Source organism: Arthrobacter sp. ZGTC412 (genome assembly GCF_002929215.1).
Lineage (GTDB): Bacteria > Actinomycetota > Actinomycetes > Actinomycetales > Micrococcaceae > Arthrobacter.
In genome coordinates this window covers 1-26,839 of sequence record NZ_PJII01000017.1, presented here as the reverse complement: position 1 = coordinate 26,839, position 26,839 = coordinate 1, and the positions used below count along the sequence as shown (strand labels likewise).

The 26,839-nt window shown below is 65.6% G+C and carries 25 protein-coding genes, 1 rRNA gene and 1 pseudogene; 8 read left to right on the top strand and 19 right to left on the bottom strand.

Features of this window, described 5'->3' with window-relative positions; translation table 11 throughout:
* Nucleotide 1 precedes the first annotated feature (1 nt).
* The 8 genes from CXQ88_RS16770 to CXQ88_RS16735 all read right to left on the bottom strand — a co-directional run bounded on the left by CXQ88_RS16770 (nt 2) and on the right by CXQ88_RS16735 (nt 7,836).
* Nucleotides 2–682 carry a lysophospholipid acyltransferase family protein gene (locus tag CXQ88_RS16770; RefSeq protein WP_104045333.1) on the bottom strand — a complete coding sequence of 227 codons (681 nt, stop codon included), beginning with the start codon at nt 680–682 and terminating at the stop codon, nt 2–4.
* Nucleotides 683–728: 46 nt separating this feature from the next.
* Nucleotides 729–1,442, bottom strand: a complete 714-nt coding sequence (gene cmk / locus CXQ88_RS16765; protein ID WP_104045277.1) for a (d)CMP kinase — start codon at nt 1,440–1,442, stop codon at nt 729–731.
* Nucleotides 1,442–2,551 (bottom strand): prephenate dehydrogenase, encoded by a 1,110-nt coding sequence (locus CXQ88_RS16760; protein WP_104045276.1) that lies wholly within the window; start codon nt 2,549–2,551, stop codon nt 1,442–1,444. Before CXQ88_RS16760 ends, cmk begins: the two co-directional genes overlap by 1 nt.
* A 3-nt stretch (nt 2,552–2,554) precedes the next feature.
* Nucleotides 2,555–3,763: a pseudouridine synthase gene (locus CXQ88_RS16755; RefSeq protein WP_104045275.1), complete on the bottom strand. Its 1,209-nt coding sequence runs from the start codon at nt 3,761–3,763 to the stop codon at nt 2,555–2,557.
* 114 nt (nt 3,764–3,877) lie between these two features.
* Nucleotides 3,878–4,540 carry an SMC-Scp complex subunit ScpB gene (gene scpB / locus CXQ88_RS16750; RefSeq protein ID WP_104045274.1) on the bottom strand — a complete coding sequence of 221 codons (663 nt, stop codon included), beginning with the start codon at nt 4,538–4,540 and terminating at the stop codon, nt 3,878–3,880.
* Nucleotides 4,537–5,349, bottom strand: a complete 813-nt coding sequence (locus tag CXQ88_RS16745) for a segregation and condensation protein A (RefSeq protein ID WP_104045273.1) — start codon at nt 5,347–5,349, stop codon at nt 4,537–4,539. The genes scpB and CXQ88_RS16745 overlap by 4 nt, the downstream gene beginning before the upstream one ends.
* A 7-nt stretch (nt 5,350–5,356) precedes the next feature.
* A complete protein-coding gene (locus CXQ88_RS16740) occupies nt 5,357–6,256 on the bottom strand; it encodes a ParA family protein (RefSeq protein ID WP_104045332.1) in 900 nt (299 codons plus the stop codon).
* Between the two features lie 233 nt (nt 6,257–6,489).
* Nucleotides 6,490–7,836 (bottom strand): cation:dicarboxylate symporter family transporter, encoded by a 1,347-nt coding sequence (locus CXQ88_RS16735; RefSeq protein WP_104045272.1) that lies wholly within the window; start codon nt 7,834–7,836, stop codon nt 6,490–6,492.
* Nucleotides 7,837–7,989: 153 nt separating this feature from the next.
* Here CXQ88_RS16735 and CXQ88_RS16730 point away from each other — a divergent pair, with 153 nt between their 5' ends.
* The 6 genes and pseudogenes from CXQ88_RS16730 (at nt 7,990) to CXQ88_RS16705 (ending at nt 14,752) form a co-directional block, all read left to right on the top strand.
* Entirely contained in the window at nt 7,990–9,624 is a 1,635-nt protein-coding gene (locus tag CXQ88_RS16730) for a sensor histidine kinase (RefSeq protein WP_104045271.1), read from the top strand.
* Complete coding sequence (locus CXQ88_RS16725; protein ID WP_104045270.1) at nt 9,621–10,334, top strand: response regulator; 714 nt, start codon at nt 9,621–9,623, stop codon at nt 10,332–10,334. The genes CXQ88_RS16730 and CXQ88_RS16725 overlap by 4 nt, the downstream gene beginning before the upstream one ends.
* A 150-nt stretch (nt 10,335–10,484) precedes the next feature.
* Nucleotides 10,485–11,136 (top strand): annotated as a pseudogene (locus tag CXQ88_RS16720) (GntR family transcriptional regulator); the annotation flags it as partial.
* Nucleotides 11,132–12,652, top strand: a complete 1,521-nt coding sequence (locus CXQ88_RS16715; protein WP_104045268.1) for an MmgE/PrpD family protein — start codon at nt 11,132–11,134, stop codon at nt 12,650–12,652. The pseudogene CXQ88_RS16720 and the gene CXQ88_RS16715, both read left to right, overlap by 5 nt.
* A complete protein-coding gene (gene prpB / locus CXQ88_RS16710; RefSeq protein ID WP_104045267.1) occupies nt 12,652–13,554 on the top strand; it encodes a methylisocitrate lyase in 903 nt (300 codons plus the stop codon). Before CXQ88_RS16715 ends, prpB begins: the two co-directional genes overlap by 1 nt.
* Before the next feature lie 58 nt (nt 13,555–13,612).
* Nucleotides 13,613–14,752 (top strand): bifunctional 2-methylcitrate synthase/citrate synthase, encoded by a 1,140-nt coding sequence (locus CXQ88_RS16705; RefSeq protein WP_104045266.1) that lies wholly within the window; start codon nt 13,613–13,615, stop codon nt 14,750–14,752.
* Nucleotides 14,753–14,824: 72 nt separating this feature from the next.
* Here CXQ88_RS16705 and CXQ88_RS16700 read toward each other — a convergent pair whose 3' ends face one another.
* On the bottom strand, nt 14,825–15,307 hold the full coding sequence (locus tag CXQ88_RS16700) for an 8-oxo-dGTP diphosphatase (protein WP_104045265.1): 483 nt from the start codon (nt 15,305–15,307) through the stop codon (nt 14,825–14,827).
* A 77-nt stretch (nt 15,308–15,384) separates the two neighbouring features.
* On the opposite strand from CXQ88_RS16700, the gene CXQ88_RS16695 reads away from it, so the two are divergent.
* Complete coding sequence (locus CXQ88_RS16695; RefSeq protein WP_258061951.1) at nt 15,385–16,098, top strand: hypothetical protein; 714 nt, start codon at nt 15,385–15,387, stop codon at nt 16,096–16,098.
* A 28-nt stretch (nt 16,099–16,126) separates the two neighbouring features.
* On the opposite strand, the gene xerD is transcribed toward CXQ88_RS16695, so the two are convergent.
* The 9 genes from xerD to CXQ88_RS22430 form a co-directional block, all read right to left on the bottom strand.
* On the bottom strand, nt 16,127–17,155 hold the full coding sequence (gene xerD, locus CXQ88_RS16690) for a site-specific tyrosine recombinase XerD (protein WP_181037576.1): 1,029 nt from the start codon (nt 17,153–17,155) through the stop codon (nt 16,127–16,129).
* Nucleotides 17,155–17,814 carry an NUDIX domain-containing protein gene (locus tag CXQ88_RS16685; RefSeq protein WP_104045264.1) on the bottom strand — a complete coding sequence of 220 codons (660 nt, stop codon included), beginning with the start codon at nt 17,812–17,814 and terminating at the stop codon, nt 17,155–17,157. The genes xerD and CXQ88_RS16685 overlap by 1 nt, the downstream gene beginning before the upstream one ends.
* Nucleotides 17,815–17,839: 25 nt before the next feature.
* Nucleotides 17,840–19,609, bottom strand: a complete 1,770-nt coding sequence (locus tag CXQ88_RS16680; RefSeq protein ID WP_104045263.1) for a CTP synthase — start codon at nt 19,607–19,609, stop codon at nt 17,840–17,842.
* Nucleotides 19,610–19,721: 112 nt separating this feature from the next.
* Nucleotides 19,722–21,461 (bottom strand): DNA repair protein RecN, encoded by a 1,740-nt coding sequence (recN, locus tag CXQ88_RS16675; RefSeq protein WP_104045262.1) that lies wholly within the window; start codon nt 21,459–21,461, stop codon nt 19,722–19,724.
* A 3-nt stretch (nt 21,462–21,464) separates the two neighbouring features.
* Entirely contained in the window at nt 21,465–22,490 is a 1,026-nt protein-coding gene (locus CXQ88_RS16670) for an NAD kinase (protein ID WP_104045261.1), read from the bottom strand.
* A gap of 13 nt (nt 22,491–22,503) precedes the next feature.
* The gene (locus CXQ88_RS16665) at nt 22,504–23,319 is read right to left on the bottom strand and encodes a TlyA family RNA methyltransferase (protein ID WP_104045260.1); all 816 of its coding nucleotides are present in this window, start codon (nt 23,317–23,319) and stop codon (nt 22,504–22,506) included.
* Nucleotides 23,319–23,570: a hypothetical protein gene (locus CXQ88_RS16660; RefSeq protein WP_104045259.1), complete on the bottom strand. Its 252-nt coding sequence runs from the start codon at nt 23,568–23,570 to the stop codon at nt 23,319–23,321. Before CXQ88_RS16660 ends, CXQ88_RS16665 begins: the two co-directional genes overlap by 1 nt.
* Nucleotides 23,571–23,579: 9 nt before the next feature.
* Nucleotides 23,580–24,569 carry an HAD-IIA family hydrolase gene (locus tag CXQ88_RS16655; protein ID WP_104045258.1) on the bottom strand — a complete coding sequence of 330 codons (990 nt, stop codon included), beginning with the start codon at nt 24,567–24,569 and terminating at the stop codon, nt 23,580–23,582.
* A 5-nt stretch (nt 24,570–24,574) separates the two neighbouring features.
* A complete protein-coding gene (locus CXQ88_RS22430; RefSeq protein ID WP_258061949.1) occupies nt 24,575–25,441 on the bottom strand; it encodes a hypothetical protein in 867 nt (288 codons plus the stop codon).
* On the opposite strand from CXQ88_RS22430, the gene CXQ88_RS22425 reads away from it, so the two are divergent.
* Nucleotides 25,406–26,473, top strand: coding sequence for a hypothetical protein (locus CXQ88_RS22425; RefSeq protein ID WP_258061948.1), 1,068 nt, complete (start codon nt 25,406–25,408; stop codon nt 26,471–26,473). The two genes, CXQ88_RS22430 and CXQ88_RS22425, sit on opposite strands and share 36 nt — an antisense overlap.
* A gap of 290 nt (nt 26,474–26,763) precedes the next feature.
* On the opposite strand, the gene rrf is transcribed toward CXQ88_RS22425, so the two are convergent.
* Nucleotides 26,764–26,839, bottom strand: a 5S ribosomal RNA gene (rrf, locus tag CXQ88_RS22855); the annotation flags it as partial.

Genomic DNA, 26,839 nt, shown 5'->3' with positions numbered 1-26,839 from the left:
CTTAGTGGTCATCTGCCGGCGTCCCGGCTACTGCTGTGAAGTCTTTGGAAAAATCTGCATCCGGCAGGGGCTGCCCCGTGAGCTGAATGGAATCCTGCACGTGCCCTGACAATGCCGCCCGGATCTCCAGTGCCGCCCTGTCCATTGAAGCACGGCCGCTTTCCCCTGCCCTGCGGGTTAACGTCAGCGCATTCCCGAAGCGGACGTGGAAACGCCTGCCCGGCCGCGGCACCGAATCCAAGTGCTCGTCCCCCTTGCGGGTGCCCAGGATGGCCACCGGCACTACCGGAGCTCCGGAGTTCAGCGCCAGCCAGGCCACGCCGCCGTTGATGTCCGCGGCTGCCCCGCTCCCCCGGGTGCCTTCGGGAAGAATCCCGACGCAACGGCCGGCGTCGAGCACGTCCTTGCAGCGCTGAAGCGCCGCACGGTCGCCCGCCCGGTCCACTGGCATCTGCCCGGATGCGGTGAGCACCCCGCCCAGGAAGCCTTTAAACATCTCCTGTTTCACCAGGATGTGCATGGGGCGCGGTGACGCACCGAACATCACCGGCCCGTCCAGGAAGCTGATGTGGTTGCCTGCAAAAATCACCGGACCGCCAGTGGGAACATTGTCGCGGCCGCTGACGGACGTCCGGTAGACAAGGTGGTCCAGGATCCAGCCAACGGGCCTGCTCCAGGTCATGGTCCAACCGGACGGGATGTCCGGCTTGGGCTTGACCAACGTTGAATCAGTCACGGTTAAGGACCTTCGTCACAATCACGAGGGCTGCGGCAACCGTCTGGTCGAAGTCCAAGTCAGAAGAATCCAGGGTCACGACGCCGGAAGCGGCCTGCGTGAAGTTGACCACCGTGGAGTCCTTGGCGTCGCGGTGGGTCACCTGCGCCGCCAGCTGCTCGGCGTTCTGGGTGCCGCCGAGCTGGATTCCGCGCCGGCGCAGCCGTGCTTCCTCGCTGGCCGTAAGCAGCATCCGCACTTCAGCCCCGGGCGCGACGACGGTGGTGATGTCCCTGCCTTCCACCACCATCCGGCGGTGGTGCCTGTCAATCAATTCGCGCTGGCGCCGGATGAGCTCGGTCCTGGCCCCAAGGGTGGTGGCCACGGCACTGACTGCTGAGGAGATGGCAGGCTCACGGATGGCGTCTGTGACGTCAACTCCGTCCACGCGGACGTATTCCTCCTGCGGGCCGGTGCTCATGTCCAGGACCAGGTCCCGGGACGCCTGCTCCACTGCCGCACCATCCTCCAGGTCAATGCCCTTGGTGACGCAGTACCAGGTGAGTGCTCGGTACATCGCGCCGGTGTCCAGGTAGGCCAGCCGGAGCCTGCGGGCCACTTCCTTGCTGACGCTGGACTTGCCGGAGCCTGACGGGCCGTCGATGGCAACAACCAGCGGCCTGCCGACGCGCAGCGCGGGCAGGGTGTCAAGAAGTTCTTGTGTCATTACTGGAGTACCCGCCATCCGCGGTCGTTGAGTGCTTCGATCAGGTGGTCATGCTTGTTCGGCAACACGGAGATTTCCACCATACCCACGTTTTGGCCCGACGAGTGGTCCAGACGCAGGTCCTCCAGGTTCACGCCGATCTCACCAATCTCGGTGAGGAGCCGGGCAATCTGGCCCGGTTTATCGTCCACCAGGACGGTAAGCCACGAATACGCCTGGGGAGGCCCGCCGTGCTTGCCGGGAATCCTGGCCTGGCCTGCGTTGCCTTCGCTCATCAACTGTGCGAGATCAAGCCTGGCACCGGGGGCATTGGGGTCTTCGAGCGTGCCGATCAGACGGTTGAGGTCCTCCCGGACACCGTAGAGGATCTCGACCACCTTCGCCGCGTTGCCGCCCAGGATCTGGACCCAGAGGGCTGGATCACTGGCTGCTATCCGGGTGACGTCCCGCAATCCGTTGCCCGCAAGAGACAACGCATGCAGCGGTGTTCCCTGCAGCCGGCTGGCCAACAGCGAGGACATGACCTGGGGCAGGTGCGACACCAGGGCCACAGCTTCATCGTGTTCGTCTGCAGTGAACTGGGAAACAACCGCTCCCAGGTCCGTGGCCAGTGAGCGGGCCGTCTGGAGGGCCGCCCCGGACGTTTCCTCTGAAGGGCACACCACCCAGGGCATCGAGGTAAAGAGCTCCCCGCGGGCTGCGACCGGCCCGGACTTCTCCCGCCCGGCCATGGGGTGTGTGCCCACGTAGCGGGAAAGGTCCACGCCGCGGCTGCGCAGCGCCGAGAGGATCTCGGCCTTGACACTTGCGATGTCCACCACCACGGAGTCCGGGTAGTCAGCCAGCGCTTTTGCCACAACATCCGCCGTGACATCCGGCGGGGCAGCCGCCACCACCAACTGCGGTGCAGCGCCGGCAAGCCCGGTCAGGGGCTGGCCTGCGCCAATATCCACCGCAACAGCCTGGTTGGTGGGGGAAGGGTCAGAAAGGAAAACCGGCACACCGCGGCCGCGCAGGCCCAGCCCAATGCTGGTGCCCAGCAGCCCCGTGCCGATGACCACCACCGGACCGTCCAGGTGCCCGCGGCCCTGGCTTTGGAAAGCGGACATGCCTCAGAGTCCTACGGATGCCAGCAAATGGCCGACTTCCTGCTTGCCGAGGTTGCGGATGCTTCCCTGGCGCTGGTCACCCAGACCGATGGGACCCACCTTGACGCGGACCAGTCGCAGGACCGGGAAACCGACGGCATCGAACAGGCGGCGGACGATGCGGTTCTTGCCGGAGTGCAGTACTACCTCGATCAGCACATGACCCGGAGTGGAGTCAACGAGCCGGAAGGAATCCACCGAGGCGAAGCCGTCCTCCAGTTCCAAGCCTTCCTTGAGCTTGGCGCCGATACCCTGCGGGAAGGGGCCCCGGACCTGTACCAGGTACGTCTTGGGCACCTCGTAGGAGGGGTGCGTCAGGCGGTTGGCGAGTTCGCCGTCGTTGGTCAGCAGCAGCAGCCCCTCGGTGGCGACGTCGAGCCGGCCCACATGGAACAGGCGTTCGCCCTGCTGGTGGCGCAGGAAGTCGCTGATGCAGGGCCGGCCCTCGGGATCCTCCATGGTGGAAACAACGCCCTTGGGCTTGTTGAACACCATGTAGATCAGGTTTTCGTCCAGCTGGATCCGGAGTCCGTCAACGTGGATGACAGCGGTTTTCGGGTCGATACGGACACCCAGTTCGGTGACGACCTGGCCGTCCACTTCCACCCGGCCCTCGGCAATCATCTCCTCGCAGACGCGGCGTGACGCTACCCCTGCGGAGGCCATGACCTTCTGCAGGCGGACGCCGTCGGCATCATGCAGTTCCGACTGGGGAACCTCGCCGCGCGGGCTTTTTTTACGTGAGGGCCGGCGGACCGGGCCGAGGTTCTGGCCGAAGCGTTCGCTGCCGAAGGCACGGGAAGCTGCAGCTCCCGGGGCGCCGGTACGTGGTTTTGGCTTCAGGGCACCCGGCGTTCCGGGTGCTTTCTTGGCGCCCGGCTTGCGGGCGGCAGGCTTCCGCGAAGAAGGCTTGGCGGATCTGGGTTCCGCGGCCCCGCGACCTGGCTGGGTGCCGGCAGCAGCCTCGTCCGGATCGACGAAGCGCTCCTCGCGCGGCTTGGGTGCGCGCTGCGGGCGGTCGCTGCCGAATCCGCCGCCGCGCTTGGCGGCTCCGCCTCGGAAGCCGCCGCCCGAGTTGCCTCCCTGGGAGGTGTTGCGCTGTGATGCGTTGCGTTCCGAACCGTTACGTCCCGAACTGTTACGTGGTGAACCCTGGCGTCCCGCCTGTGTCATGACCCGTCCTTCGATATATTGACCGGAAAGGTGTCCAAGGACAACCCTAGCCAGCCGTGCAGAAATAATCTGCGCTTGTAAGTACTCTTGCGTGCAGCCGGGGTGGTGCCTCGGCTACATTCCTTCGGTGTCGTAGAACTCCGCGATGCCGTCCAGCCCCGGGAGGTGCGGGGACAGCTGCGGCAGCTCAGCCACCGAGCTGATTCCCATCCGCTCCAAAAAATATGAAGTGGTCCGGTAGAGGATGGCGCCGGACTCGGGATCCGTTCCCGAGTCCTCGATCAGTCCGCGCTGGGCGAGCGTCCGTACGACGGAGTCAACATTGACTCCCCTGATTGCGGACACCCTGGCCCTGGAGACCGGCTGGCGGTATGCAATGACCGCGAGCGTTTCCAGGGCGGCCTGGGTAAGCCTGGCTGTTTGGCCCTCCAGCACATATCTGCCCACGATGTGGGCGAACTCGGCACGGGAGTAGATCCGCCAACCACCGGCGACCTTCCGCAATTCAAAACCCCGGGGGCTGGAGCCAAAGCCAGTTCCACTGGCTTGATCCATATCCGGGGCTTTAACAGTATAGCCGCTATAATCCAGCTGAAGTTCTGCGAGCAGGGCAGCGACGGCGGCAACGGAAAGTTCGAGTCCTGCCGCCAGTTCTTCCTCCGTGGCGGGCTCATCTATGACCATGAGCACCGCCTCGAGGGCGGCTTTGGCCCCGCCGGGGAGGCTTTCGACGCCCGGCTCCCCCTCAGTCTTGGCTTCTGTTGCCTGCTCAGTCACAACTGCTCCTCGAATTCTTCACTCAGGTTTTCCGCCGACCATTCCCCGTTCCTGGCAGTCCAATGGACTGCCAGGTCCCCCAGCGGCAAGAGCTGGTCGAAGGTAACGGCCTTGTCCCGGAACAGCTCAAGGAGGGCAAGGAACCTTGCAACCACCACCAGGGTGGACTCGGCATCGGCGATCAGGGCCCGGAAGGTCAGCGGCGATTCAAGTTGTAGCCGCAGGCCCATCACTTCTGCCTGCTCCTTCACGCTGACATTGCCGCCATGCAGGTGCGCCAGGCCCACCTCGGTTGGCTTTGGGGCCTTGGGCTGCAGGGCGGCCTCGGCCAGGCGGGCAAACTGTTCCGGAGTGTGCTTCCAGGCGAGCTCGGGAAGCATGGCCGAGAAGTGTCCCTCCAGCGCCACCTGCCGCGGAAAGCGCATAGCCTCCTGGTGCAGGGTTTCGCCCAGGAGGCCTGCCACGTGTTTGAAGGCCTTGTACTGGAGCAGCCGGGCGAAGAGCAGGTCCTTGGCTTCAAGCAGCGCGATGTCTTCATCGTTCTCGACCTCCCCGGCAGGAAGGAGGCGGGCAGCCTTGAGGTCCAGCAGCGTAGCCGCGATGACCAGGAACTCGCTGGCCTCATCCAGGGCCCACTCCTCGCCCAGTTTCTGCAGATTCCGGATGTACTTGATGAATTCGTCGGTCACCGTGGCTATGGCCACCTCGGTGATGTCCAGCTGGTGCTTTGCAATCAGTCCGAGCAGGAGGTCGAAGGGACCCGTGAAGTTGGCCAGCCGTACCTCGAAGCCGGGCTTGGATTCGGCCACTGCGTGGCTAGGGTGCGCCGCCGCGCGAAATCAGTTCTTTGGCCAACCTGCGGTAGGCGTCGGCGCCCACGTGGTTGCCCGCATAGCTGGTGATGGGTTCCGCGGCGACGGTGGCGTCGGCGAACTTGATGGAGCGCTTGATGACGGTCTCGAAGACTTTGTCACCGAAGGCTTCCACCAAACGGGTGATGACCTCGCGGCTGTGCAGCGTCCGTGCGTCGTACATAGTGGCCAGCACACCATCCACCTGCAGGCGCGGGTTGAGCCGGTCCTGGACCTTGTCGATGGTCTCCACCAACAGCGCCACAGCGCGGAGGGCAAAGAACTCGCAGATGAGCGGGATGATGACGCCGTGCGCAGCGGTCAGCGCGTTGACGGTCAGGAGGCCAAGGGACGGCTGGCAGTCGATAAGGACGACGTCGTAGTCGTCTTCCACCTTTTTGAGGGCGCGGTCAAGGACCTGCTCGCGGGCCACCTCGTTGACCAACTGGACTTCCGCGGCTGAGAGGTCGATGTTCGCGGGAAGCAGGTCCACGTTTTCGACGCCGGTCTGGTGGATGGCATCCCGGATGTCCACCTTGCGGTCCATCAGCACGTTATAGACGGTGAGGTCGAGTTCATGCGGATTCACGCCCAGGCCGGCAGACAGGGCACCCTGGGGATCGAAGTCAACCAGGAGCACACGGCGGCCGTACTCAGCCAGTGCTGCCGCCAGGTTAATGGTGGAGGTGGTCTTCCCGACGCCGCCCTTTTGGTTGACCATGGCGATGACGCGGGCCGGACCGTGGGAGGCCAGGGGCGCGGGTTCCGGGAACTCGCGGTAGGGGCGCCCTGTGGGTCCCATCACCGCGTCTTCCAGGTCGAATTGCGTGCCCTCCAGAGTTGCTGAACCCTGTTCGCTGCTCACGTATCTATCCACACTTTCGATGACGTTGATTTCCTGCCGCTGGCTGGCCAGCAACGCTCCTTCTTCTTCCCAAGGCTACAGCGCCCGACACGGTATTCGAGGCAACTTGACTTTCCGCGAATGTTGAGCCTTGACCCTCTAGCTGAGGTAGAAGGTTGCTTTTTTGCCGGCACGCAAAGGCCCCCACAGCGAAGGCTGCGGGGGCATTTGCGGCGAGTCGCCGGTGTTGGGGCTTAGGCGTTGACGGGCACCGGCCGCGCCTCGGTTTCAGTAACTGCGTGCTCTGCATGGCCGGCAATCATGGTCTGCTCATCGAAGGGCAGTTCGCCGGAGAGGACCTGGTCAACCTGGACGCCGTCGATCTCCTTGACCCAGGTGCCGATCAGGATGGTGGCCACGGCGTTGCCCGTGAAGTTGGTGAGGGCGCGGGCCTCGGACATGAACCGGTCGATGCCGACGATCATGCCGACGCCGCCGAGGAGTTCAGGCTTGTGGGCCTGCAGGCCGGCGGCCAGGGTGGCAAGGCCGGCGCCGGTGACACCGGCGGCGCCCTTGGAGGCGATGATCATGAAGATCAGCAGTGAGACCTGGGCGCCCAGGTCCAGCGGGGTCCCCATGGCATTGGCGACGAACAGGGATGCCATGGTCAGGTAGATGGCCGTGCCGTCAAGGTTGAAGGAGTAGCCGGTGGGTACCGTGACGCCAACAACGGGCTTGGAGACGCCGAGGTGTTCCATCTTGGCGATCAGGCGGGGCAGTGCTGCCTCGGAGGAGGACGTGGAGAAGATGAGGAGATATTCGCGGCCCAGGTACTTCATCAGCTTGAAGATGTTGACGCCGGTGACCACCTTAAGCAGGCCGCCCAGGATGATGATGATGAACAGGGCGCAGGTGATGTAGAAGGCGGCCATCAGGGTGAACATGCTGACAATGGCCTGGAATCCTGTAGCTCCCACGACGGCGGCGATGGCACCGAAGGCGCCCACGGGGGCAAGCCACATGATCATGATCAGGATGCGGAACACGAGGACCTGGCCGTGGCCGACGGCCTTCAGGATGGGGGCGCCCTGCGGGCCCATCTTCTGCAGCGCGAAGCCAACGAGGATCGCGGCAAACAGAGTGGGCAGAACGGGAATATCACCGGGAATGATGCCCAGGAGGAAGGCAACCGTGCTGTCTACTTCCGCCTTCTTATTGGGGTCGTAGGCCGCCAGTTTCAAACCTTCGCCCGGGTGGATCAGGTTGCCCACCACCAGGCCGATGCCGAGTGCGAACGTGGACATCAGGACGAAGTAGCCCAGCGCCAGGCCGCCAACCTTGCCCACCGTTGCGGCTTTTGCGATGGAACCGATGCCAAGGACGATGGTGCAGAAAATGATCGGGGCGATCATCATCTTGATGAGCTTGATGAATCCGTCGCCTAGCGGCTTGAGGGATTTACCCACCTCGGGGAACATCAGGCCCACCACTGCGCCGAGGATAACGGCAGCAATGACCGCGATGTAGAGGTAATGCGATTTGTCGATGCCCTTGCGCCGCGTCTTCACGGTGTCAAGCGACTCTCCTCGTTGAGAAGCCATGATGTGTCTCCTTTGGATAATCTGATAGACGCTGCGGCACAGTCTCTGGGCTCGACACGTCCTCCGGTGTGATATCCATCATTGGGCACGTGGTGATCCAGCTCACCGTTGCGTTCATATTGGTCGTGGCGCACATATTGGTCGGAGGTACAGATGATCCACCGCTGGAGTATCGCCCGACGGCTTTTTGTGGCGAACCTGCTTATTGTGGTGGCATTCATCGCCATCGTTGGATCGGCCACCTTTGTGGACGCCCGCGACCGCACCTATGACGAAGCTGGCCGGCGGATGGCCGGAATAGCTGCTTCCATCGCCGCCAGTCCCCTGGTGCTGGAAGCTTCCGCTGCCCGGGACCCCTCGTCCATCCTGCAGCCCTACGCCGAGGACGTCATGGCGGCCACCGACGTCGACTTCATCACCATCATGGCACCGGACCGAACGCGGTGGACGCATCCCCGGGACGAGGAACTGGGACGGCCCTATATCGGCTCCATTGACCCCGCTCTTCGGGGTGAGGAGTACACGGAGGTCGTGGCAGGAACCCTTGGGCCATCGGTGCGGACCATCGTTCCGGTTAAGAACGGCGCCGGAGTGGTGAAGGCCATGGTCTCAGTGGGTGTCACCGTGCGGACGGTGGATGTTGCCTTCGCCGGGCGGCTGCCCGCCCTCCTGGCCATCGGCCTTGCCCTGCTGGTGGGCGGTTCGCTGGCCTCGTGGCTGCTCGGCCGGTACCTCCGGGGCGTCACACGCGGCTGGGGACCGGAGCAGCTGGCCCAGCTGTTCGCGTACTACGAATCGGTGCTGCATTCCGTGCGGGAGGGGCTGATCCTCATCGACACAAAAGGCCGCGTGGTGATGTACAACGACCAGGCGGCCGAGCTGCTGGGCCTGGACGGTCCCGGCAGCAAAGACCCCACCCGGCCGCCGTCGCTGGAGGACCTGCCGCTTGAAGAGGGGCTGCGGACCCTGTTCGAGTCGGGGCGCAGCGCCAAGGACGAGATTATCCTCACTGGTTCCCGCATCCTGGTGGTCAACCAGGGACCGGCCAAGGGGCCGGAGTCTCCCGGCAGCCGCGGCAAAACCCCCGTGTACGGCACCGTGGCTACGCTGCGGGACCGCACCGAAATCGAAGCCCTCGGCAGCGAGTTGGAAACGATGCGCACCCTCTCTGATGCCCTCCACGCCCAGACGCACGAGCACGCCAACCGGCTGCACACCATGGTTTCACTGCTGGAACTGGGCCGCACCCAGGAGGCCCTGGCCTTCGCGACAAAGGACCTGGAGCTCAGCCAGCAACTGACGGATGACATGGTCAGCTCCGTGGACGAACCCGTTCTTGGAGCCCTGGTGATGGGCAAGGTGGCCGAAGCGCACGAACGCGGCGTGCAGTTGGATGTAACGGCGCTGGGCACAGCCAGTGTGGCGGGAATTGCAGTCCAGGACCTGGTGACCATCCTGGGTAACCTGCTGGACAACGCCATGGATGCCGCCGCGGACGGCCCGCCGCCGCGGCGGGTGGAGCTCACGGTGGAGTCCGATGAGGAGGGACTGGACATCACCGTGCACGATTCCGGGCCCCGTATTGATCAGTCCGCAGCGGAGAACATCCTGCGGCACGGGTTCAGCACCAAGCCGGCGGGTCCGGGCGGCCGGGGCATCGGGCTCGCCCTGGTGCGGCAGGCAGTGCAGCGCCTGGGAGGTAGCCTGACCATCAATGGACGGCGCGGCGCAAAGTTCGAAGTGTTCCTCCCCGCAGCGGTGCCAGCACAGAAGGAGCACAAACAGTGAGCAACATCCGGGTCCTCGTCGTTGAGGACGAGGCGATCGCAGCCGCCGCGCATGCAGCCTACGTGGGGCGGCTGCCAGGCTTCGAACTCGCCGGCACCGCCCCGGACGGCCAGTCCGCCCTGCGGCTGCTCAGCGAGTTCACCGCCGCGGGAAACCCGGTGGAACTTGTCCTGCTGGACATGAACCTGCCTGACCTCCACGGCCTGGACATCGCCCGCCGGATGAGGTCGGCCGGAATACTGGCGGACATCATCGCCATCACGGCAGTCCGCGAACTCGCCATTGTGCGCAGCGCCGTTGCCATCGGTGTGGTCCAGTACCTGATCAAGCCCTTCACCTATGCGACCTTCGCGGACAAGCTGGCAAGCTACCAGCAGTTCAGGCAGCAACTGGCGGGCCCGCAAGGCGGCTACGGGAAGGCAGGGGCCTCCCAAACGGACGTGGACCAGGCGTTCGCCAGCCTGCGGGCACCGTCCGAACTGCCCCTGCCCAAGGGGCTCTCGGGGTCCACCCTGGCGTCCGTCCAGGAATTCATGAAGCTGCAGCAGGGCGCCGTGTCCGCCACTGAGGTCATGGATGCGCTGGGCATGTCCCGGGTCACCGCGCGCCGCTACCTGGAGTACTTGGCCGACGCCGGAACGGTATCCAGGACGGCCCGCTATGGCACGCCGGGCCGGCCGGAGAATGAATACCGGTGGAGCGTCCGCTGACATTGCCCTGGTTTCCGGCAGGCTACCGTCGGCCGCAAGTCCAGACGATGTTGTATACATGGGACCGTAGTTTCGCCACAGATTTGGAGTAATCTCCCAAAATGGCCCGCTCGTGTATACACTGGGGCAATGCCAGCGAAGGGACAACCAGTGCGAGCCAGCGACCGCGCCTACGCCGCGCTCCGCGATGACATCGTGCAGTGGAGGCTCCAGCCGGGCGCCCTGCTTGCCGAAGTGGAGCAGGCCGAACGCCTGGGCGTTTCACGCACGCCGCTCCGGGAGGCGCTGGGGCGCCTCACTGCAGAAGGACTGACGACGGCGGGCGGCCGCGGCGTCGTCGTTACCGACATTTCGCTGGAGGACATCGACGAACTGTTTGAACTGCGGGAGACGCTCGAAGGAAAGGCTGCTGCCCTGGCCGCAGAACGGGGTGACCCGGAAACGTTCCGCGGGCTTGAGGCGGAGTTCCGGGCAGCGCCGTCGCTCATCACCGGCACCGCTCCCGCCCTGCAGGACTATTACCTGCTGGTGGACCGGCTGGACTCCGCCGTTGACGCCGCCATTTCCAATGCCTACCTTGCCCAGGCCATGCGGAGCCTCCGGGTGCACCTGGTCCGTATCCGCCGCCTCGCAGCCGACGACGCTGCCCGGCTCACCGCGGCAGCGGCCGAACATGCCGCCATTGCCGAGGCCGTTGCCATCCGGAACCCGCGCCTGGCGCAGGCCGCCACCACCCTCCACTTGCACCGCAGCCTGTCCCACATCAAAGCCACCCATCCATCCCGCTAAGGAGCACCATGGTCAAGGAACACCACGTCCGCGTCTACAAGAGCGAGGAAAACCTGCCCCGCGAGGACCAGCTCGCGCACAAAATCGCCAGGGTTGCCGCCGACCCCGTGGAAGTGCCCGCCGACGTCACGGAGATGGTGATCAACCGGGTCATCGACAACGCTTCGGTGGCCGTTGCCTCGCTAAACAGGGCCCCGATCGCGGCAGCCCGGGCGCAGGCACTGACCCACGGCCCCAGCTCCGGCGGAAAGGGCGCAAAAGTCTTCGGGATCGGCGAGCGCGTCTCTCCCGAATGGGCCGCGTGGGCCAACGGCGTGGCGGTGCGCGAGCTGGACTACCACGACACGTTCCTTGCTGCGGACTACTCCCACCCGGGGGACAACATTCCGCCCATCCTCGCCGTGGGCCAGCACGTAGGGTCAAACGGCCGGGACCTGGTTCGGGCGATCGCCACGGGGTATGAGATCCAGGTGAACCTGGTGAAGGCGATTTGCCTGCACAAGCACAAGATCGACCACGTTGCCCATCTGGGCCCTTCCGCCGCGGCGGGAATCGGCACCCTGCTGGGGCTCGACGTCGAAACAATCTTCCAGTCCGTGGGCCAGGCCCTGCACACCACCACGGCCACTCGGCAGTCGCGCAAAGGCGAGATCTCCACGTGGAAGGCCCACGCCCCGGCGTTCGCCGGAAAGATGGCCGTGGAAGCGGCTGACCGGGCGATGCGCGGACAGACCTCCCCCGTTCCCATCTACGAAGGTGAGGACGGTGTGATCGCCTGGCTGCTGGACGGCCCGGCCGCCTCCTACCAAGTACCCCTGCCCGAAGCCGGCGAAGCCAAGCGCGCCATCCTGGACACTTACACCAAGGAACACTCCGCCGAGTACCAGGCTCAGGCGTGGATCGACCTGGCCCGGAAGCTGAACCGTGAGCACCCCGCGGTTGCGGATCCGGCGAACGTGAAGTCCGTGCTGATCAGGACCAGCCACCACACGCACAACGTGATCGGGTCAGGGGCAAACGATCCGCAGAAGTACAGCCCCACCGCCTCGCGGGAAACCCTTGACCACTCCATCCCCTACATCTTCACTGTCGCCCTGCAGGACGGCGCCTGGCACCACGTGGACTCCTACTCCCCCGCCCGGGCAGCAAGGCCGGACACGGTGGAGCTGTGGCAGAAAGTCAGCACCGAGGAAGATCCGGAATGGACCCGCCGCTACCACTCGCTGGACATCTCCGAGAAGGCCTTCGGCGGCTCGGTGGAAATCACCCTTACCGACGGAACCGTCATCACCGACCAGATCGCCGTCGCTGACGCACACCCCCTGGGCGCCCGTCCCTTCGGCCGGGAGCAGTACGTCAACAAGTTCCGCACCCTCGCCGCGGGCCTGGTCGAGGAAGAAGAAATCGAAAGGTTCCTCGCCGTCGTCGAACGCCTCCCCGAACTCGCCGCCGGCGAGCTCGATCAGCTGAACATCACGGCCGCCCCCGGCGTCGTCGACCTCAGTGCCGCACCCAAGGGACTGTTCTGATGCTGTATTCCACGGTCACCCCCGAGCAGAAGCGCCTCCGCTTCCGGGAACTCCTCGCTTCCGGGACCATTGCCCAGTTCCCGGGGGCGTTCAACCCACTCTCGGCCCGCCTTATCGAGGAAAAGGGCTTCGCCGGCGTCTACATCTCAGGTGCGGTCTTGGCCAACGATCTGGGCCTGCCGGACATCGGCCTGACCACCCTCACCGAAGTTGCCACCAGGGCCGGGCAGATCGCCCGGATGACGGACCTGCCCGCCATCGTGGACGCGGACACCGGCTTCGGCGAACCGATGAACGTGGCACGCACCGTCCAGGAAATCGAAAACGCGGGCCTTGCCGGGCTGCACATCGAGGACCAGTTCAACCCCAAGCGCTGCGGGCACCTCGACGGCAAAAACGTGGTGGACCTGGAGACGGCAACCAAGCGGATCCGCGCCGCCGCCGACGCCCGCCGGGACCCCAACTTCCTGATCATGGCCCGCACCGACATCCGCGCCGTGGACGGGCTGGAGGCTGCACAGGACCGCGCCCGGGCCCTCGTGGAAGCCGGCGCGGACGCCATCTTCCCGGAGGCGATGAAGGACCTCAGCGAGTTCCAGGCCATCCGGGAAGCCGTGGACGTGCCCATCCTGGCCAACATGACAGAGTTCGGTAAGAGCGACCTGTTCACCGTGGACCAGCTCCAGGGCGTTGGCGTGAACATGGTCATTTATCCGGTGACCCTTCTCCGTAGTGCCATGGGCGCTGCCGAGCGTACGCTGGAATCGATTAAGGCGGAGGGCACGCAGGAGGCGCAGGTAGGAAGCATGCTGACCCGCGCACGGTTATACGATCTTGTTGACTACGAAGGCTACAACCGCTTTGACAGCGGAGTGTTCAATTTCCGGGTCCCCGGGGAGTAGGGAAAACCGCGCCGGCTCCGGCCGGCACAACAGGCGACAGGAACGAAGGAGTTTCAGCATGGCTGAAGAGGACATCAAAAAGGGTCTTGCCGGCGTCGTGGTGGATTACACGTCCGTCTCGAAGGTTAATTCGGATACCAATTCCCTGTTGTACAGGGGCTACCCGGTGCAGGAGCTCGCCGCCAGGTGCAGCTTCGAGGAAGTGGCCTACCTGCTCTGGAACGGTGAGCTGCCCGATCAGCAGCAATTGGCCGAGTTCACCGCGCGTGAGCGGGCCGGCCGTGCCCTGGACCCAGTGGTCAAGCAGGTCATTGACGCACTGCCGGAGAGCTCGCATCCGATGGATGTTTGCCGGACCGCTGCCTCGGTGATGGGCGCCCGGCACCCGCTGGCCGAGGACTCCTCCCGCGAGGCCAACATGGCCAAAGCCACCGACCTGTTCTCGGCCATGCCGGCGGTGGTGGCCTACGACCAGCGCCGCCGCCACGGGCAGGGTGTCATTGAGCCCCGTGACGACCTGGGCTATTCCGCCAACTTCCTCTGGATGACCTTTGGAGAGGAACAGGTGCCGGAGGTGGTGGAGGCCTTTAATGTCTCGATGATCCTTTATGCCGAGCACTCCTTCAACGCCTCAACCTTCACGGCCAGGGTGATTACGTCCACGCTGGCGGACCTGCACTCTGCCGTCACGGGCGCTATCGGAGCTTTGAAGGGACCCCTGCATGGCGGCGCCAACGAGGCCGTGATGCACACGTTCGACGAGATCGGCATCCGGCCGCAGGAGTCCCTGGAGGAAGCGGCGGCCCGGGCCAAGGCATGGATGGAGGACGCGCTGGCCTCGAAAAAGAAGGTCATGGGGTTCGGGCACCGGGTGTACAAGCACGGGGACTCTCGGGTGCCCACCATGAAGGCCGCGCTGGACAAAATGGTTGCCCATTACGGCCGGCCGGAGTTGCTGGGGTTGTACAGCGGGCTGGAGACGGCGATGGACGAAGCCAAGGGCATCAAACCGAACCTCGACTATCCCGCCGGCCCCACTTACCACCTGATGGGGTTCGACACCCACACCTTCACTCCCCTGTTTGTGGCCAGCCGCATCACCGGGTGGACTGCGCACATCATGGAGCAGCTGGACGCCAACTCGCTGATCCGGCCGCTGAGCGAATACGTGGGCCCGGAGGAGCGGCACGTGCCGTAGGCAGGCTGTCGCTGGAGTCACGACGGCGGAACGCGGCACTTGGTGCGCGGGCCGCCGTCGGCATTTAACGGCTTATGGCAGCAGGCTTTCCGACGAGGCGACAGATTCATTGTCGGCGTCCATGGTCACAACGACGTTGACCCTGCCGCCCTCCAGCACCACGGGCAGCCAGTGGTCGGCGTCCTGCCACATCCTCTCCACGGGGAGCGTGTCCACGGGGAACCACTCGGGCAGGATTTCGTCGCTGGGGGCCGGCTCGCCCTTCCATGTGCGGGCGGTATAAAGCCTGGTTTTCATGTCCCACTCAGGCCGGGCCGGGAACACAAAGTGCACCACGCCCGCGTCCGCGAGGTCCTCCACGTGCACGGAGACGCCGGTTTCCTCGAAAACCTCCCGGATGACCGCTTCGCTGTCGCTCTCCCCCGGTTCCACGTGGCCGCCGATCCCGACGATTTTGCCCTTGCCGAAACCGGTGCGCTTCATCCCCAGCAGCACCTCGGGGCCGTCCGGCCTGTCCCGGAGCAGGAAGCAGAGGGTCACATTGGCTGCAGTCATTGGCCAAGCCTAGTTCGGCCACCGCGTGGAGATAACGATGACTGGACCATTGCAGCTGCATTGCTACAGTGAGGCCCATGAGCATGGCTGGAGAGGAGCACGCCACGCCCGCCGCTAAGGCCAGCGTCTTGCCGGACGGCGCAGTCCGGCTGCCTGCCTGGCTGCCTGCGTGGCTGGTCAGGAACCCGCTGCATGCAGGCTGGGCGTGGACCGGCTGGTGGGCGCTGCTGATCATCGCTGACGAGTATGTGGACCTGGCGGGCTGGACCTGGTACGTGTTGGTGGGGATGGCGGCCCTGCCCACGCTGGCGTGCACCGTGGCGGTGCTCCACGCGACCCCGCGGCGGTACCTTCGGCCCCAGAAAGAATCAGTGCTTTCGCACTTCTTTGTCCGTTTCCTTGCACTGACCGCCGCATTTTTGGTGTGGGGCGTCTCCGTGGTCGCCAGCGCCTCGATTTCCACCACCGTCCAGGCGCTGGCCGGTGACTCGGAGCGTGCTGTGACGTCGTTGGGGCTCAACCTCCTCCTGGCCGCAGTACCCCTGGTGGTCTCGGTGCTGTGGATGGCCCTCATTGTGCGCTGTGCTTGGTTCCTGCGCCGCCTCCGCGGCTGGCGCCAGGCACCTGAAGATTCGCGGCTGCCCAAGAAATTCCTGCGGCACTCGCCTCAGCTGCGGCGCGTTGTAGTCGGTCTCGCCCACCCGGGCCTGCTCCTGGTGGCCGGGCTCGGCACATCCATCCTCGCCCTGTTCCTTGGGGCCGTGGAGCTTACGCTCAACGTGATGGCCTGACGGCTCGACGGTCCCGGCCGGCGAGGCCCTAGCCCAAGGCCCGCGGGTGTGCTGCGGCGTAGATCTCGCGCAGGGTGTCTGCGGTGACCAGCGTGTAGACCTGAGTGGTGGTTACCGAAGCGTGGCCCAGCAGCTCCTGGACCACACGGACGTCGGCGCCGCCCTCGAGCAGATGCGTGGCGAAGGAGTGCCGGAGGGTGTGCGGTGAGACGTCTTTGGTGATGTTGGCCTTTTCAGCGGCCGCCTTCAGGATGGTCCAGGCACTCTGGCGGCTGATACGTCCGCCGCGGGCATTCAGGAACAAGGCCGGCGTCCCTTTCCCTTTGGCGGCCAGGAGCGGGCGGCCACGGACCAGGTAGGCATCGAGGGCCCGGGCGCCGTAGGAGCCCAACGGTACCAGCCGTTCCTTGGAGCCCTTGCCGAAGAGCCTTACGATGGCGGGCCCGGTCTCCGGCTCCTGCAGGGAGATGTCGTCCACGTCCAGGCCCACAGCCTCGCTGATGCGCGCACCGGTGGAGTACAGGAATTCCAGGAGCGCCCGGTCGCGCAGCCCGGTAGCGGTGTCGGTTCCGGCCGCTTCCAGGATCCTGGTCACTTCGTCCACGCTGATGGCCTTCGGCAACCGCTTCCCGGGCATGGGCGGATGAACGTCGCTGGCGGGATCTGTGGGTGTGAACCCTTCCAGGGCCCAAAACTTGTGCAGTCCCCTGACGGCGACCACCGTCCTGGCAGCGGACCGCACTCCAAGGGCGGACCCGCCGTCGGACCCGTCCGTCAGCGCCCGGACGTAACCTGTCACGTGGTGGCGGGTGATGTCTTCGGGGCGGCCGCAGCCGGCGGCGTCCAGGTAGCGGGAGTACCGGGCCAGGTCCCTGCGGTAGGCCGCGAGCGTGTTGGCTGCAACGCCGCGTTCCACGCCCATGTGCTGGAGGTAGTCGGTGATGCCCCGGGCTATGGCACTTGGCGGGGACGCGGCAGGCGGTGCGTCCCCAGCCGGGCCAGGGGTTTCCTGAACCCGTCCAGCGGCAGCGAGTTCAGCAGAAGGACCAGGGGCCATCAGCGCTGGCTGGGGTGCGCGGGCCAGGGCGCATCCGCGGGGCGGAGATTGGCATACCCCTCAGCGCGGGCGGCTGCGGCGGCAAGGATACCGACGACGGCGGACGGGTTGTGGAGCCTGCCGGCCAATACCGATTCCACGGCGTCATCAAGGCTGATCCAGTGGAATTCGATCTCGGCTTCCTCGTCCGTCCGCTCATGGCGTTCGTGGTGCGGGACGTCGGTGAGGTTCCGGGCCAGGTAGATCCTGATGGCCTCGCTGGACGAACCGGGTGAGTTGAAGAAGTCGGCCAGGACGTTCCAGGTGCCGGCGGCGAGATCTGCTTCTTCCGCGAGTTCGCGGGCCGCGCCTACCACAAAGTCCTCGCCTTCCACATCCAGCAGACCGGCCGGAATCTCCCAAAGGTCCATGCCCACGGGGTGCCGGTACTGCTTGAGAAGGAGGATCTCGCCGTCGTCATTCATAGGAAGGACGGCCACCGCGCCGGGGTGTTCGATGTAGTCCCGGGTGAGGGCCTCGCCTGTTTCCTGGAGCTGGAAGCTGTCGCTGACAACGTCCCAAATCCGGCCCTCGTAGACCTTCTCCTGGGACAAAAGACGGCGCGGGCTCGGCGCATCCGAAACCTTCACAGCAGGGGTGGTTTCAGGTGTACCGGGCATCGCGCCGTCCTTATTTCGTGCGGAACTACTTAGCGGCTACCGTACCGGACTGCTCAGCCTCCGGGGCAACAGCACTCAGGCCGGCGGCCGTGTCGGCGCCCTCCTGGTGGTCCAGGGCTGCCTTGACGAGCCCGGCGAAGAGCGGGTGCGGCCGGGTGGGGCGCGAGCTCAGCTCAGGGTGCGCCTGGGTGGCCACGTAGTACGGGTGGACGTCGGCGGGAAGCTCGACGAACTCCACCAGCTTGCCGTCCGGGGACGTGCCGGAGAAGACCAGCCCTTCGGCTGCGATCTGGTCACGGTACTTGTTGTTCACCTCGTAGCGGTGGCGGTGGCGTTCGCTGACAGTGGTCTTGCCGTACGTCCCGGCGATCACCGAGCCGGCGTCGAGCTTGGCCTCATACAGGCCCAGGCGCATGGTGCCACCCAGATCGCCGCGACCCTCGACGAACTCCAGTTGCTCTTCCATCGTGGCGATGACGGGGTACTTGGAATCCGGCTCGAACTCGCTGGAGGACGCACCTTCCAGCCCCACAACGTTGCGGGCGTACTCGATGACCATGCATTGCAGGCCCAGGCAGAGTCCCAGGACCGGCAGCTTGGTTTCGCGGGCAAACTTCAGGGCACCGAGCTTGCCCTCCAGTCCGCGGATGCCGAAGCCGCCCGGGACGCAGATGGCGTTGACCCCGTCAAGCGCCTGGATGGCACCTTCGCGGGTTTCGCACTCGTCCGAGGGGACCCAGCGGATCTTGACCTTGGTGTCGTTCGCGAAACCGCCGGCGCGCAGGGCCTCGGTGACGGACAGGTAGGCGTCCGGCAGGTCGATGTACTTGCCCACCAGGGCAATTTCGACGTGGTGCTTGGGGTTGTGGACAGCCTCAAGCAGCTTGTCCCAGCTGGTCCAGTCCACGTCCTTGAAGGGAAGATCCAGGGCACGCACGATGTAAGAGTCAAGGCCCTGGGTGTGCAGGGTCTTGGGGATGTCGTAGATGCTGGGCGCATCGGCAGCATTGACCACGGCGTCGATGTCGACGTCGCACATCCGGCCGATCTTTTCCCGCATGGCGTCCGGCACTTCGCGGTCCGAGCGGATAACGATCGCTTCGGGCTGGATGCCGATGGAGCGCAGCGCTGCGACGGAGTGCTGGGTGGGTTTGGTCTTCAGTTCCTGGGACGGTCCGATGTACGGAACCAGGGAGACGTGCAGGAAAAAGACGTTGGTGCGGCCGATGTCCTGGCGAACCTGCCGGGCCGATTCGAGGAACGGCTGGGATTCGATGTCGCCGACCGTGCCGCCGATTTCGGTGATGATGACGTCCGGGGCGTTCTTGCCTTCGGCAGGCAGGCGCATGCGGCGCTTGATCTCATCGGTGATGTGCGGGATAACCTGCACGGTGTCTCCGAGGTATTCACCGCGGCGTTCCTTGGCGATGACGGTGGAGTACACCTGGCCGGTGGTCACGTTGGCCGAGCCCTCAAGGTTTTCGTCGAGGAAGCGCTCGTAGTGTCCGATATCCAGGTCCGTCTCGGCGCCGTCGTCGGTGACGAAGACTTCGCCGTGCTGGAAGGGGTTCATTGTGCCCGGATCCACGTTCAGATAGGGATCGAGCTTCTGCATAGTTACAGACAAGCCGCGTGCCCGCAGCAGATGACCGAGGCTTGATGCCGTCAGTCCCTTGCCGAGCGAGGACGCCACACCACCGGTTACGAAGATGTGTTTGGTCGTCTTGGACGAGCCCGGGAACCGGGAATTTATACGGGAATTTGATCGCTGCACCACGGAATTCGAGCCTATCATCAAATGAGCCTTCCACGGGTCCGGGAACTGTTTCCCCAAATGATCCAGTCTGCGGGTCCGGGCGCCCGGCAGGCAAGGGGTTGCCCCGTTCGCCCTGCTTGCCCGGGCCGGGTCAGGCCCGCTGTGGCAGCAGTTTGGCGTCGTCCAGCAGTTCCTGCGCGTGGGCCTGGGCCGACTCCGAGTCCTCCTGGCCTGCCAGCATCCGGGCCAGTTCGCGCACCCGTTCGGGGCCGTCAAGGAGGCGGACATCACTTGAGGTGAATCCGGTGGCTGTTTTGCCGTCGGCTCCCCTGACAGACGTCTTGGTGACGGTGATGTGCTGGTCCGCGAAGGCGGCCACCTGCGGCAGGTGCGTGACCACCAGCACCTGCACGTGGCGGGCCAGCATCGCCAGCCGGCGGCCGATCTCGACGGCGGCGCGTCCGCCCACTCCGGCGTCCACTTCGTCGAACACAAACGTAGGAACAGGGTCCACTGCAGCAAGCACCACTTCGATGGCCAGCATCACGCGGGACAGTTCACCGCCGGACGCCCCCTTGCCCAGCGGCCTGGCGGGAGCCCCTGAGTGGGGCTGCAGCAGGAAGCTGATCTCGTCCGCGCCGTGCGGTCCCAGCTGGCCGGTGGCTTCGAGGTTAATCACCAGGGTGGCATCGGCCATGGCCAGTGCCTTCAGCTCAGCGCTGACGCGTGACGAAAGCTCCTTGGCGGCTTTTGTCCTGATTTTGGTGATGGCCGCGGCCTGCTTCTGCAGGTCCGCCTCGGCCCGGACCACCTCGGCGTCCAGGGTTTCGATGCGGGTTGAATCGTCCTGCAGCTCGTCGAAGCGCACCCGGGCATTTGCTGCCCACTGAAGGACTTCGTCGATGGAGGGGGCGTACTTGCGGATCAGCTTGGCCAGGACCGCGCGCCGGTCCTCGATCTCGGCGAGCCGTTCCGGTCCTTCCGTGTCCAGCCCGGCTTGGTAGCTGGCCAGTTCGGTGGCGATATCGTTCAGCAGGAACCCCACCTCGGCCAGGCGTGCCGCCGCGGACCCGAGTTCCGTGTCGTGCTCAGCCACGTGCTCAAGGGTCCGCTTCGCGGCGTCCACCAGGGTGGTGGCGTCCCCTGCGTCGCCGAAGTCCTCTGCGATCAGGGCCTGATGGGCAGTGCTGGCTGCGATCCGCAGTTCCTCCACGTTAGCCAGTTTTACTGCCTCTGCTTTGAGGAGTTCGTCCTCCCCCGGCTGCGGGTCCACTTCGTCGATCTCAGCCAGTGCCGCCTCCAGCGATTCGGCTTCACGGAGCCGGTCCCGGGCGGCACTGCGGAGCGTGTCCAGCTCGGCCTGGCTGGATTTCCAGTGGCTGTAAAGATTCTGGTAGGCGCTCAGAGGGCCAGCCAGCGTTTCACCGGCGAACTTGTCCAGCGCACCGCGCTGCGCTGCGGCGCCCTTGAGCCGGATCTGGTCGGACTGGCCGTGGACGACAACAAGCGTTTCGCCGATCTCGGCGAGGACCCCCACGGGGGCGGCCCGGCCGCCCAGGAAAGCACGGCTGCGGCCGTCCGAACCGAGCCGGCGGGCGAGGATGAGCTCAGCGCCGCCGTCGAACTCTTCCGCCTCCGCGCCGGCCTCAAGGGCACGCGCGAGGGCGGGGTGGCCGGCGTCGAGCTTGAGCACCGCCTCGGCAGTTGCGCTCTTGGCGCCGCTGCGGACGGCGCCCGCATCCGAACGGGCTCCCAGGAGGAGGCCGACGGCGGTGACCACCATGGTCTTGCCGGCGCCGGTCTCGCCGGTCACCACGCTCAGCCCGGGGCCCAGCGGCAGTGTCGCGTCGGTGATGACGCCCAGATCGCGGATTCTCAGTTCTTCAAGCATGGTTCACTTTGCGGTTGAGGGATCGGGGTCGATGTCCGGATGCCCGCTGTGGGGCAGCTGAAGCGGCGGCATGGGCCGTGGCGTCCGGACGACGGGAAGGGGGCCCGTGTGGATGGCTTCGGCCTTGGGGACAGGCCCCCGCCAGCCGTGGATGGGCAGTTCAAACTTTCGTACCAGCCGGCCCGAGAAAGGAGTTTGATGGGTCCGCGCCAGCCGCACGGGAGTGGCTGACTTTGTGACCTCCACCCTGGCACCCGGCGGCAGGTCAACGGAGCGCCGGCCATCACACCAGAGGACGCCCTGGGCGCCTGTGCGTCCCAGGACTTCGACGGCGAGGCGTGAGCGGGGCGAGACCACCAGCGGCTTGGCGAAGAGTGCGTGGGCACTGATGGGAACAATGACAAGCGCCTCCACCTCCGGCCAGACCACGGGACCGCCCGCGGAAAACGCGTAGGCCGTGGAACCGGTAGGGGTGGCCATCACGATGCCGTCGCAGCCGAAGGACGTCAGCGGACGTTCGTCCACCTCGGTGACCACCTCCAGCATGCGTTCCCGGTTGGCTTTTTCAATCGCGGCCTCGTTGAGCGCCCAGGTGTGCCAGATTTTCTGCCCCCGGACCCACACCTGTACGTCAATGGTCATGCGCTCTTCCACCGTGTATTCGCGGCTGGCGATCCATTCAACGGTTTGGGCCAGGTCCGCCCGCTCGCTCTCGGCGAGGAAGCCCACATGGCCCAGGTTCACACCGAGCAAAGGCACGTCCACTTCCCGGACCAGCTCGGCCGCGCGCAGGATGGTGCCGTCGCCGCCGAGCACCATCACGAGTTCAACGTCGGGGAGCTGGACGTGGTCGTGGAGGACTTCCACCGGCTGGGCGAGGTGCCCGAAGAAGCGTTCCATGTCATCCAGCTCGGATTCCTGCATCACCGGGACAATCCCGGAGGCCTGCAGCTGGACGCAGGCCTCCCAGGCGGCCTTCAAGGATTCCTCGCGGCCGGTGTGGGCGAGGACCAGTACACGCCTGCTCATCAGGTTCCGCTTTCTAGTGGTTGTGCCAGATACGTCCGAGCAAGGCAGCGGTGGCTGCGTCTCGCTCTTCGATCTTAGGCAACTCTTGACTGATCCTGCGCTTTATCCACAGGAAGTATTCGACGTTTCCGTCCTGTCCCGGCAGCGGGCTCTGCGCGAGGCCCCGGAGCTCCAGGCCTGCGTCCTGCGCTGCCCGTGCCACTTTTTCCACCGCCATGCGCCGCTCCCGCTCAGAAGTCACCACGCCGGTGCGTCCCAGCCGGTCCTTGCCGATTTCGAACTGCGGCTTCACCATCAGCACCAGGTCACCGCCCGGTTCGGTGCACTCCGCCAGCGGCTGCACCACCAGGCTCAGCGAAATAAAGGACAGGTCAGCCACGGTGAGCGCTGCCGGGCCGCCGATGTCTTCGGGCTTCATGTACCGCACATTGAGTCCTTCGTGGACTTCCACGCGGGGATCTTCCCGCAGCTGGGGCACCAACTGGCCGTGCCCGACGTCGACCGCCACCACGAGCGGGGCGCCGCGCCGAAGCAGGACATCAGTGAAGCCCCCGGTGGAGGCGCCGGCGTCAAGGCACTTTTTTCCGGCCGGCGAAACCTCGGGAAAAGCATCCAGCGCGCCGGCCAATTTATGCCCGGCGCGGCTCACGTAGGTGTCCTGCTCGTCGTGCTGGACCACCAGATGCTTGTCCTCGGAAACCTGCATTGATGCTTTGCCGAGCACTTGGCCGGCCGAGCTTACTTTTCCTTCGGCTATCAGCGTGGCAGCGTGCGTGCGGGACCGGGCCAGGCCGCGCGCAACCAATGCCTGGTCAAGGCGCACCGGCATCAGGCGCCGTCCGAATTTTTGATGCGGGCGCGGTGATGCTCCGCCGGGTCTGCGTCCAGGGCGGCGCGCAGCTCATCATGGAGTTCGCTGTAGGCCGCCTCGTGCTCTGAGACGGGTTTCCGGGGCAAAGCGTCCAGGCGTTCCAGGGACTGTTGCACCAGGTGGTCCGTTACCTCGGCTTGGCTGGTCCGCGGCCAGTCCGGGGAGGGCTGGGCTGCTGCGGATTCGTCAGGGTGGCTCAGCTCAGTCATCCAACCAGCCTAGTGATCCATCCACACGAGCTGCGGCGCCTGAGGCGAGGACGCGTCGGGGGTGGCTGCCCACCACGAGGCACACGCCGCCCGCCAGGAATCGAGGTTGTCCTGGCGGCCAATGATGCCCACGGCGCCGTTGGCCACGCGGGCCGTCGCCTCGCCGCATGTGTAGGTACCGTCGCTTTCCGTGACGGCCGGGTACGGGCGGTGCAGGTCAGCCAGGGAGCTGATGATGTAGTCGGGGCGCTCGGCGGAGCGTGCAGCCAGGATGGTTTGCCGGGTGTCGACGCCGGTCAGTACCGCCACGGTGGCGAAGCCTGCGTTGTTCCCACCCAGGATGTCTGTGTCCAGCCGGTCCCCCACTACCAAGGGCCGCTCCGCTGCCAGCCGCTTGGCGGCGGAGTGGAAGAGCGGCGCTTCCGGTTTACCGGCTACGCGGGGCGTTTGGCCGGTGGCTGCGGTGACTGCGGCTACAAGGGTACCGTTGCCGGGCGCGATGCCGCGGGCCTGCGGGATGGACATGTCAGTGTTGGTGGCCACCCACACTGCTCCGGCCGACACCACGTAGGCCGCCTCGGCGAGTTCCTTCCAGCCGATGGCCGGGTTGAAGCCCTGCACTACCGCCACGGGTTCCTCGTCCTGGCCGTACACGGGCACCAGGCCCACCAGTTCGATTTCCTGTGCCAGCGCAGGGCTTCCGGTGATCAGCACCTTCGAGCCAGGCGGCAGTTCAGAAGCGAGCATCTCCGCGGCGGCCTGGGAGGAGCTGACCACCTGGCTGTCATCGGCGGGTGCGCCAAGTTTCCGGAGGTGGGCTGCCACGTCGGCAGGGCTCCGCGACGCATTGTTCGTCACGTAGCCGAGGCCCACACCGAGGCCTGCCAGCTGCTGGAGTGATTCCACTGCAGCCGGGATGGCGTGAGCGCCGGCGTAAACCACACCGTCAAGGTCGGCGAGCAGTGCATCGAACCGGGAAATCAGGGTCGCTTCAGTCATCCGCTTTAGTCTTCCCGGCGATCCTGGTTGTCCTCCGGAGCGTTGCCATCGGGCAATTCCTCTCCGTCGTGGTCCAGTTCGTCGGTTTCAACCGAGTCCTCGTCAGACTCGGCGTCGTCGGAAACGAAGTAGTCCGTTTCCTGGTCGTCGATGTTGGCGTCGACAGCTTGGCCTGATCCGCCTTCGTGCGTCTCTTCCGGGACAGCGGCAGACGTCGCAGCTTCGCCAGTTCTTGCGGGCGTTTCAGCGGCAGCCGCGGAAGCCGAAGCGGAGGACGCGCGGTCCAGGAGCCGGCGGCGTTCTGCTTCCTCGCGGGCTTCCTCCTGCTCGTCCCAGCCCAGGTCAATGATGTCGGGTTCTTCGTCAACGCCCAGGCCAAGCGCGTTTTCCGCAACTACTGCCTGCTTCTGCCATTTCTCCGCCTCGGCGGTACGGCCGACGGCGGCGAGTGCGTCACCGTAGGCGCGGAAGAGGCGTGGGCTGTAGGAGAACGCACGGTTGATGTCCAACTGCGCGATCTCCAGTTCGGCCACGGCGGCGTCCAGCTGGCCGAGGTCGGTCCGCGCGCCGGCAGCCACGATGGCGAGCTCGGCCTTGCCCGGAGCGTCGAGGTCCTGGGCTTCCTCGGACCGGACCACGTCGAGTGCCCGGTCTGGACGGCCGAGGCCGCGTTCGCAGTCAGCCATCACCGGCAGATGCACGTTGGAGCCGCTGATCCGGCGATACGTCCGGAATTCCCGAAGCGCCTCGCCGTAGTGGCCGGCAGCATAGGCCGTGAGCCCAACGGCTTCGCGGACAGCAGCGAGCCTGCCGCCCCGGCGGCTTGCGGCGAGGGCGTGCTGGAAGGCCAGTTCGGGCTCGTCGTCAATCAAGCGGCCGGCCATCACCAGGTGGCGGGCAACCCACTCGGCGCTGGCAGCCTCAAGCGTCTTGATCTGGTGCTGTGTGGCGCGGTCCAGCTCTTTGCCGGTGACATCCTCGTCGATCTGAGGGGACCGTTCGCGGTCGGGGCGGTTGGCGCTGCGGAGGTCACGCATGTTGGGGACACGGGCCGGGCGCTCTTCCTGACGGTCCCGCCCAAAAGTGCGGGGTCCGGCGTCGCGGTCAGAACCACGGTCGGAACCACGGTCGAAGCTGCGGGGCGCGCGGTCCTGGCGGTCCTGGCGGTCACCGCGGTTGGGGCGGTCGCTCCGGTCACCAAAGGGCTTTCGGTTCTCTCCCCCACCGAAACTACGGCGGTCGCCCTCGCCGTCACGACGCGGACGGTCGCCGAAGGACCTATTTTCGCGATCGCCGTAGGGCTTGCGGTCGCGGTCACCAAACGGCTTGCGCTCACCGCCACCAAAGCTGCGGCGGTCACCCTCGCCGTCACGACGCGGACGATCACCAAACGGCTTCTTGTCACGGTCGCCAAAAGGTTTACGCTCGCCGCCACCGAAACTACGGCGGTCACCCTCGCCATCACGACGCGGACGATCACCAAACGGCTTCTTGTCACGGTCACCAAAAGGCTTGCGGTCGCGGTCACCAGACGGGGTACGCTCGCCGCCGCCAAAACCGCGGCGTTCCCCGTCCCCGTCACGACGCGGACGATCACCAAACGGCTTCTTGTCACGGTCACCGAAGGGCTTGCGCTCCCCGCTGCCGGCGGACCGGTCGGAGGGACCTGCGTTGTCCCGGTTGGTGCGGGATCGGAAACCGCGAGGGTCACCCCCGGAATTATTGTTACCGCGGAACCCGCCGCGATCATTTCCTCCGCGGTTGCCGCCGTTGTGCTCAGCCATGTGGATTCCTCCTGTTGTGAGCCGACCACTGGCGCACTGCAGCCGCTCGTATCCGTGTTTCGTTTTCTACGCAACCCGAAATCAAGCGCTTCGAAGTCCGTACATCTGCATCAATTCTAGTGGAGTCGCCTCGCGGGGCGGGACAGAGGGATCACCAGCCGGCACCATCGTGGGGATATTCACATGGCGCTCTATCAACTTCCGCCCCCGCCCCGGCGATGCTCCACCGGCTCCTGCGGTTCTGGGGCCAACGCTTCATCGATTGTTGACGTGCGACGGTGGTGCTGCCGCGGGAGGTGGTGGAGGGTTCCCTGGTGGGTGCGGATTGGGAGGACTCGGGCTGGTGGGGTGTGGGTGGTTAAAGCGGTAGGGCCCTGACATCTGGTGTCAGGGCCCTACTCGTAATGTGTGTCCGGCGGTGACCTACTCTCCCACACCCTCCCGGGTGCAGTACCATCGGCGCTGTGGGTCTTAGCTTCCGGGTTC

Coding starts and splice junctions, on each gene's coding strand:
- CXQ88_RS16770 (WP_104045333.1), bottom strand. CDS start 682: ATGACCTGGAGCAGGCCCGTTGGCTGGATCCTGGACCACCTTGTCTAC.
- cmk (WP_104045277.1), bottom strand. CDS start 1,442: ATGACACAAGAACTTCTTGACACCCTGCCCGCGCTGCGCGTCGGCAGG.
- CXQ88_RS16760 (WP_104045276.1), bottom strand. CDS start 2,551: ATGTCCGCTTTCCAAAGCCAGGGCCGCGGGCACCTGGACGGTCCGGTG.
- CXQ88_RS16755 (WP_104045275.1), bottom strand. CDS start 3,763: ATGACACAGGCGGGACGCCAGGGTTCACCACGTAACAGTTCGGGACGT.
- CXQ88_RS16735 (WP_104045272.1), bottom strand. CDS start 7,836: ATGGCTTCTCAACGAGGAGAGTCGCTTGACACCGTGAAGACGCGGCGC.
- CXQ88_RS16730 (WP_104045271.1), top strand. CDS start 7,990: ATGATCCACCGCTGGAGTATCGCCCGACGGCTTTTTGTGGCGAACCTG.
- CXQ88_RS16715 (WP_104045268.1), top strand. CDS start 11,132: ATGGTCAAGGAACACCACGTCCGCGTCTACAAGAGCGAGGAAAACCTG.
- prpB (WP_104045267.1), top strand. CDS start 12,652: ATGCTGTATTCCACGGTCACCCCCGAGCAGAAGCGCCTCCGCTTCCGG.
- CXQ88_RS16705 (WP_104045266.1), top strand. CDS start 13,613: ATGGCTGAAGAGGACATCAAAAAGGGTCTTGCCGGCGTCGTGGTGGAT.
- CXQ88_RS16700 (WP_104045265.1), bottom strand. CDS start 15,307: ATGACTGCAGCCAATGTGACCCTCTGCTTCCTGCTCCGGGACAGGCCG.
- CXQ88_RS16695 (WP_258061951.1), top strand. CDS start 15,385: ATGAGCATGGCTGGAGAGGAGCACGCCACGCCCGCCGCTAAGGCCAGC.
- xerD (WP_181037576.1), bottom strand. CDS start 17,155: ATGGCCCCTGGTCCTTCTGCTGAACTCGCTGCCGCTGGACGGGTTCAG.
- CXQ88_RS16685 (WP_104045264.1), bottom strand. CDS start 17,814: ATGCCCGGTACACCTGAAACCACCCCTGCTGTGAAGGTTTCGGATGCG.
- CXQ88_RS16680 (WP_104045263.1), bottom strand. CDS start 19,609: ATGATAGGCTCGAATTCCGTGGTGCAGCGATCAAATTCCCGTATAAAT.
- recN (WP_104045262.1), bottom strand. CDS start 21,461: ATGCTTGAAGAACTGAGAATCCGCGATCTGGGCGTCATCACCGACGCG.
- CXQ88_RS16670 (WP_104045261.1), bottom strand. CDS start 22,490: ATGAGCAGGCGTGTACTGGTCCTCGCCCACACCGGCCGCGAGGAATCC.
- CXQ88_RS16665 (WP_104045260.1), bottom strand. CDS start 23,319: ATGCCGGTGCGCCTTGACCAGGCATTGGTTGCGCGCGGCCTGGCCCGG.
- CXQ88_RS16660 (WP_104045259.1), bottom strand. CDS start 23,570: ATGACTGAGCTGAGCCACCCTGACGAATCCGCAGCAGCCCAGCCCTCC.
- CXQ88_RS16655 (WP_104045258.1), bottom strand. CDS start 24,569: ATGACTGAAGCGACCCTGATTTCCCGGTTCGATGCACTGCTCGCCGAC.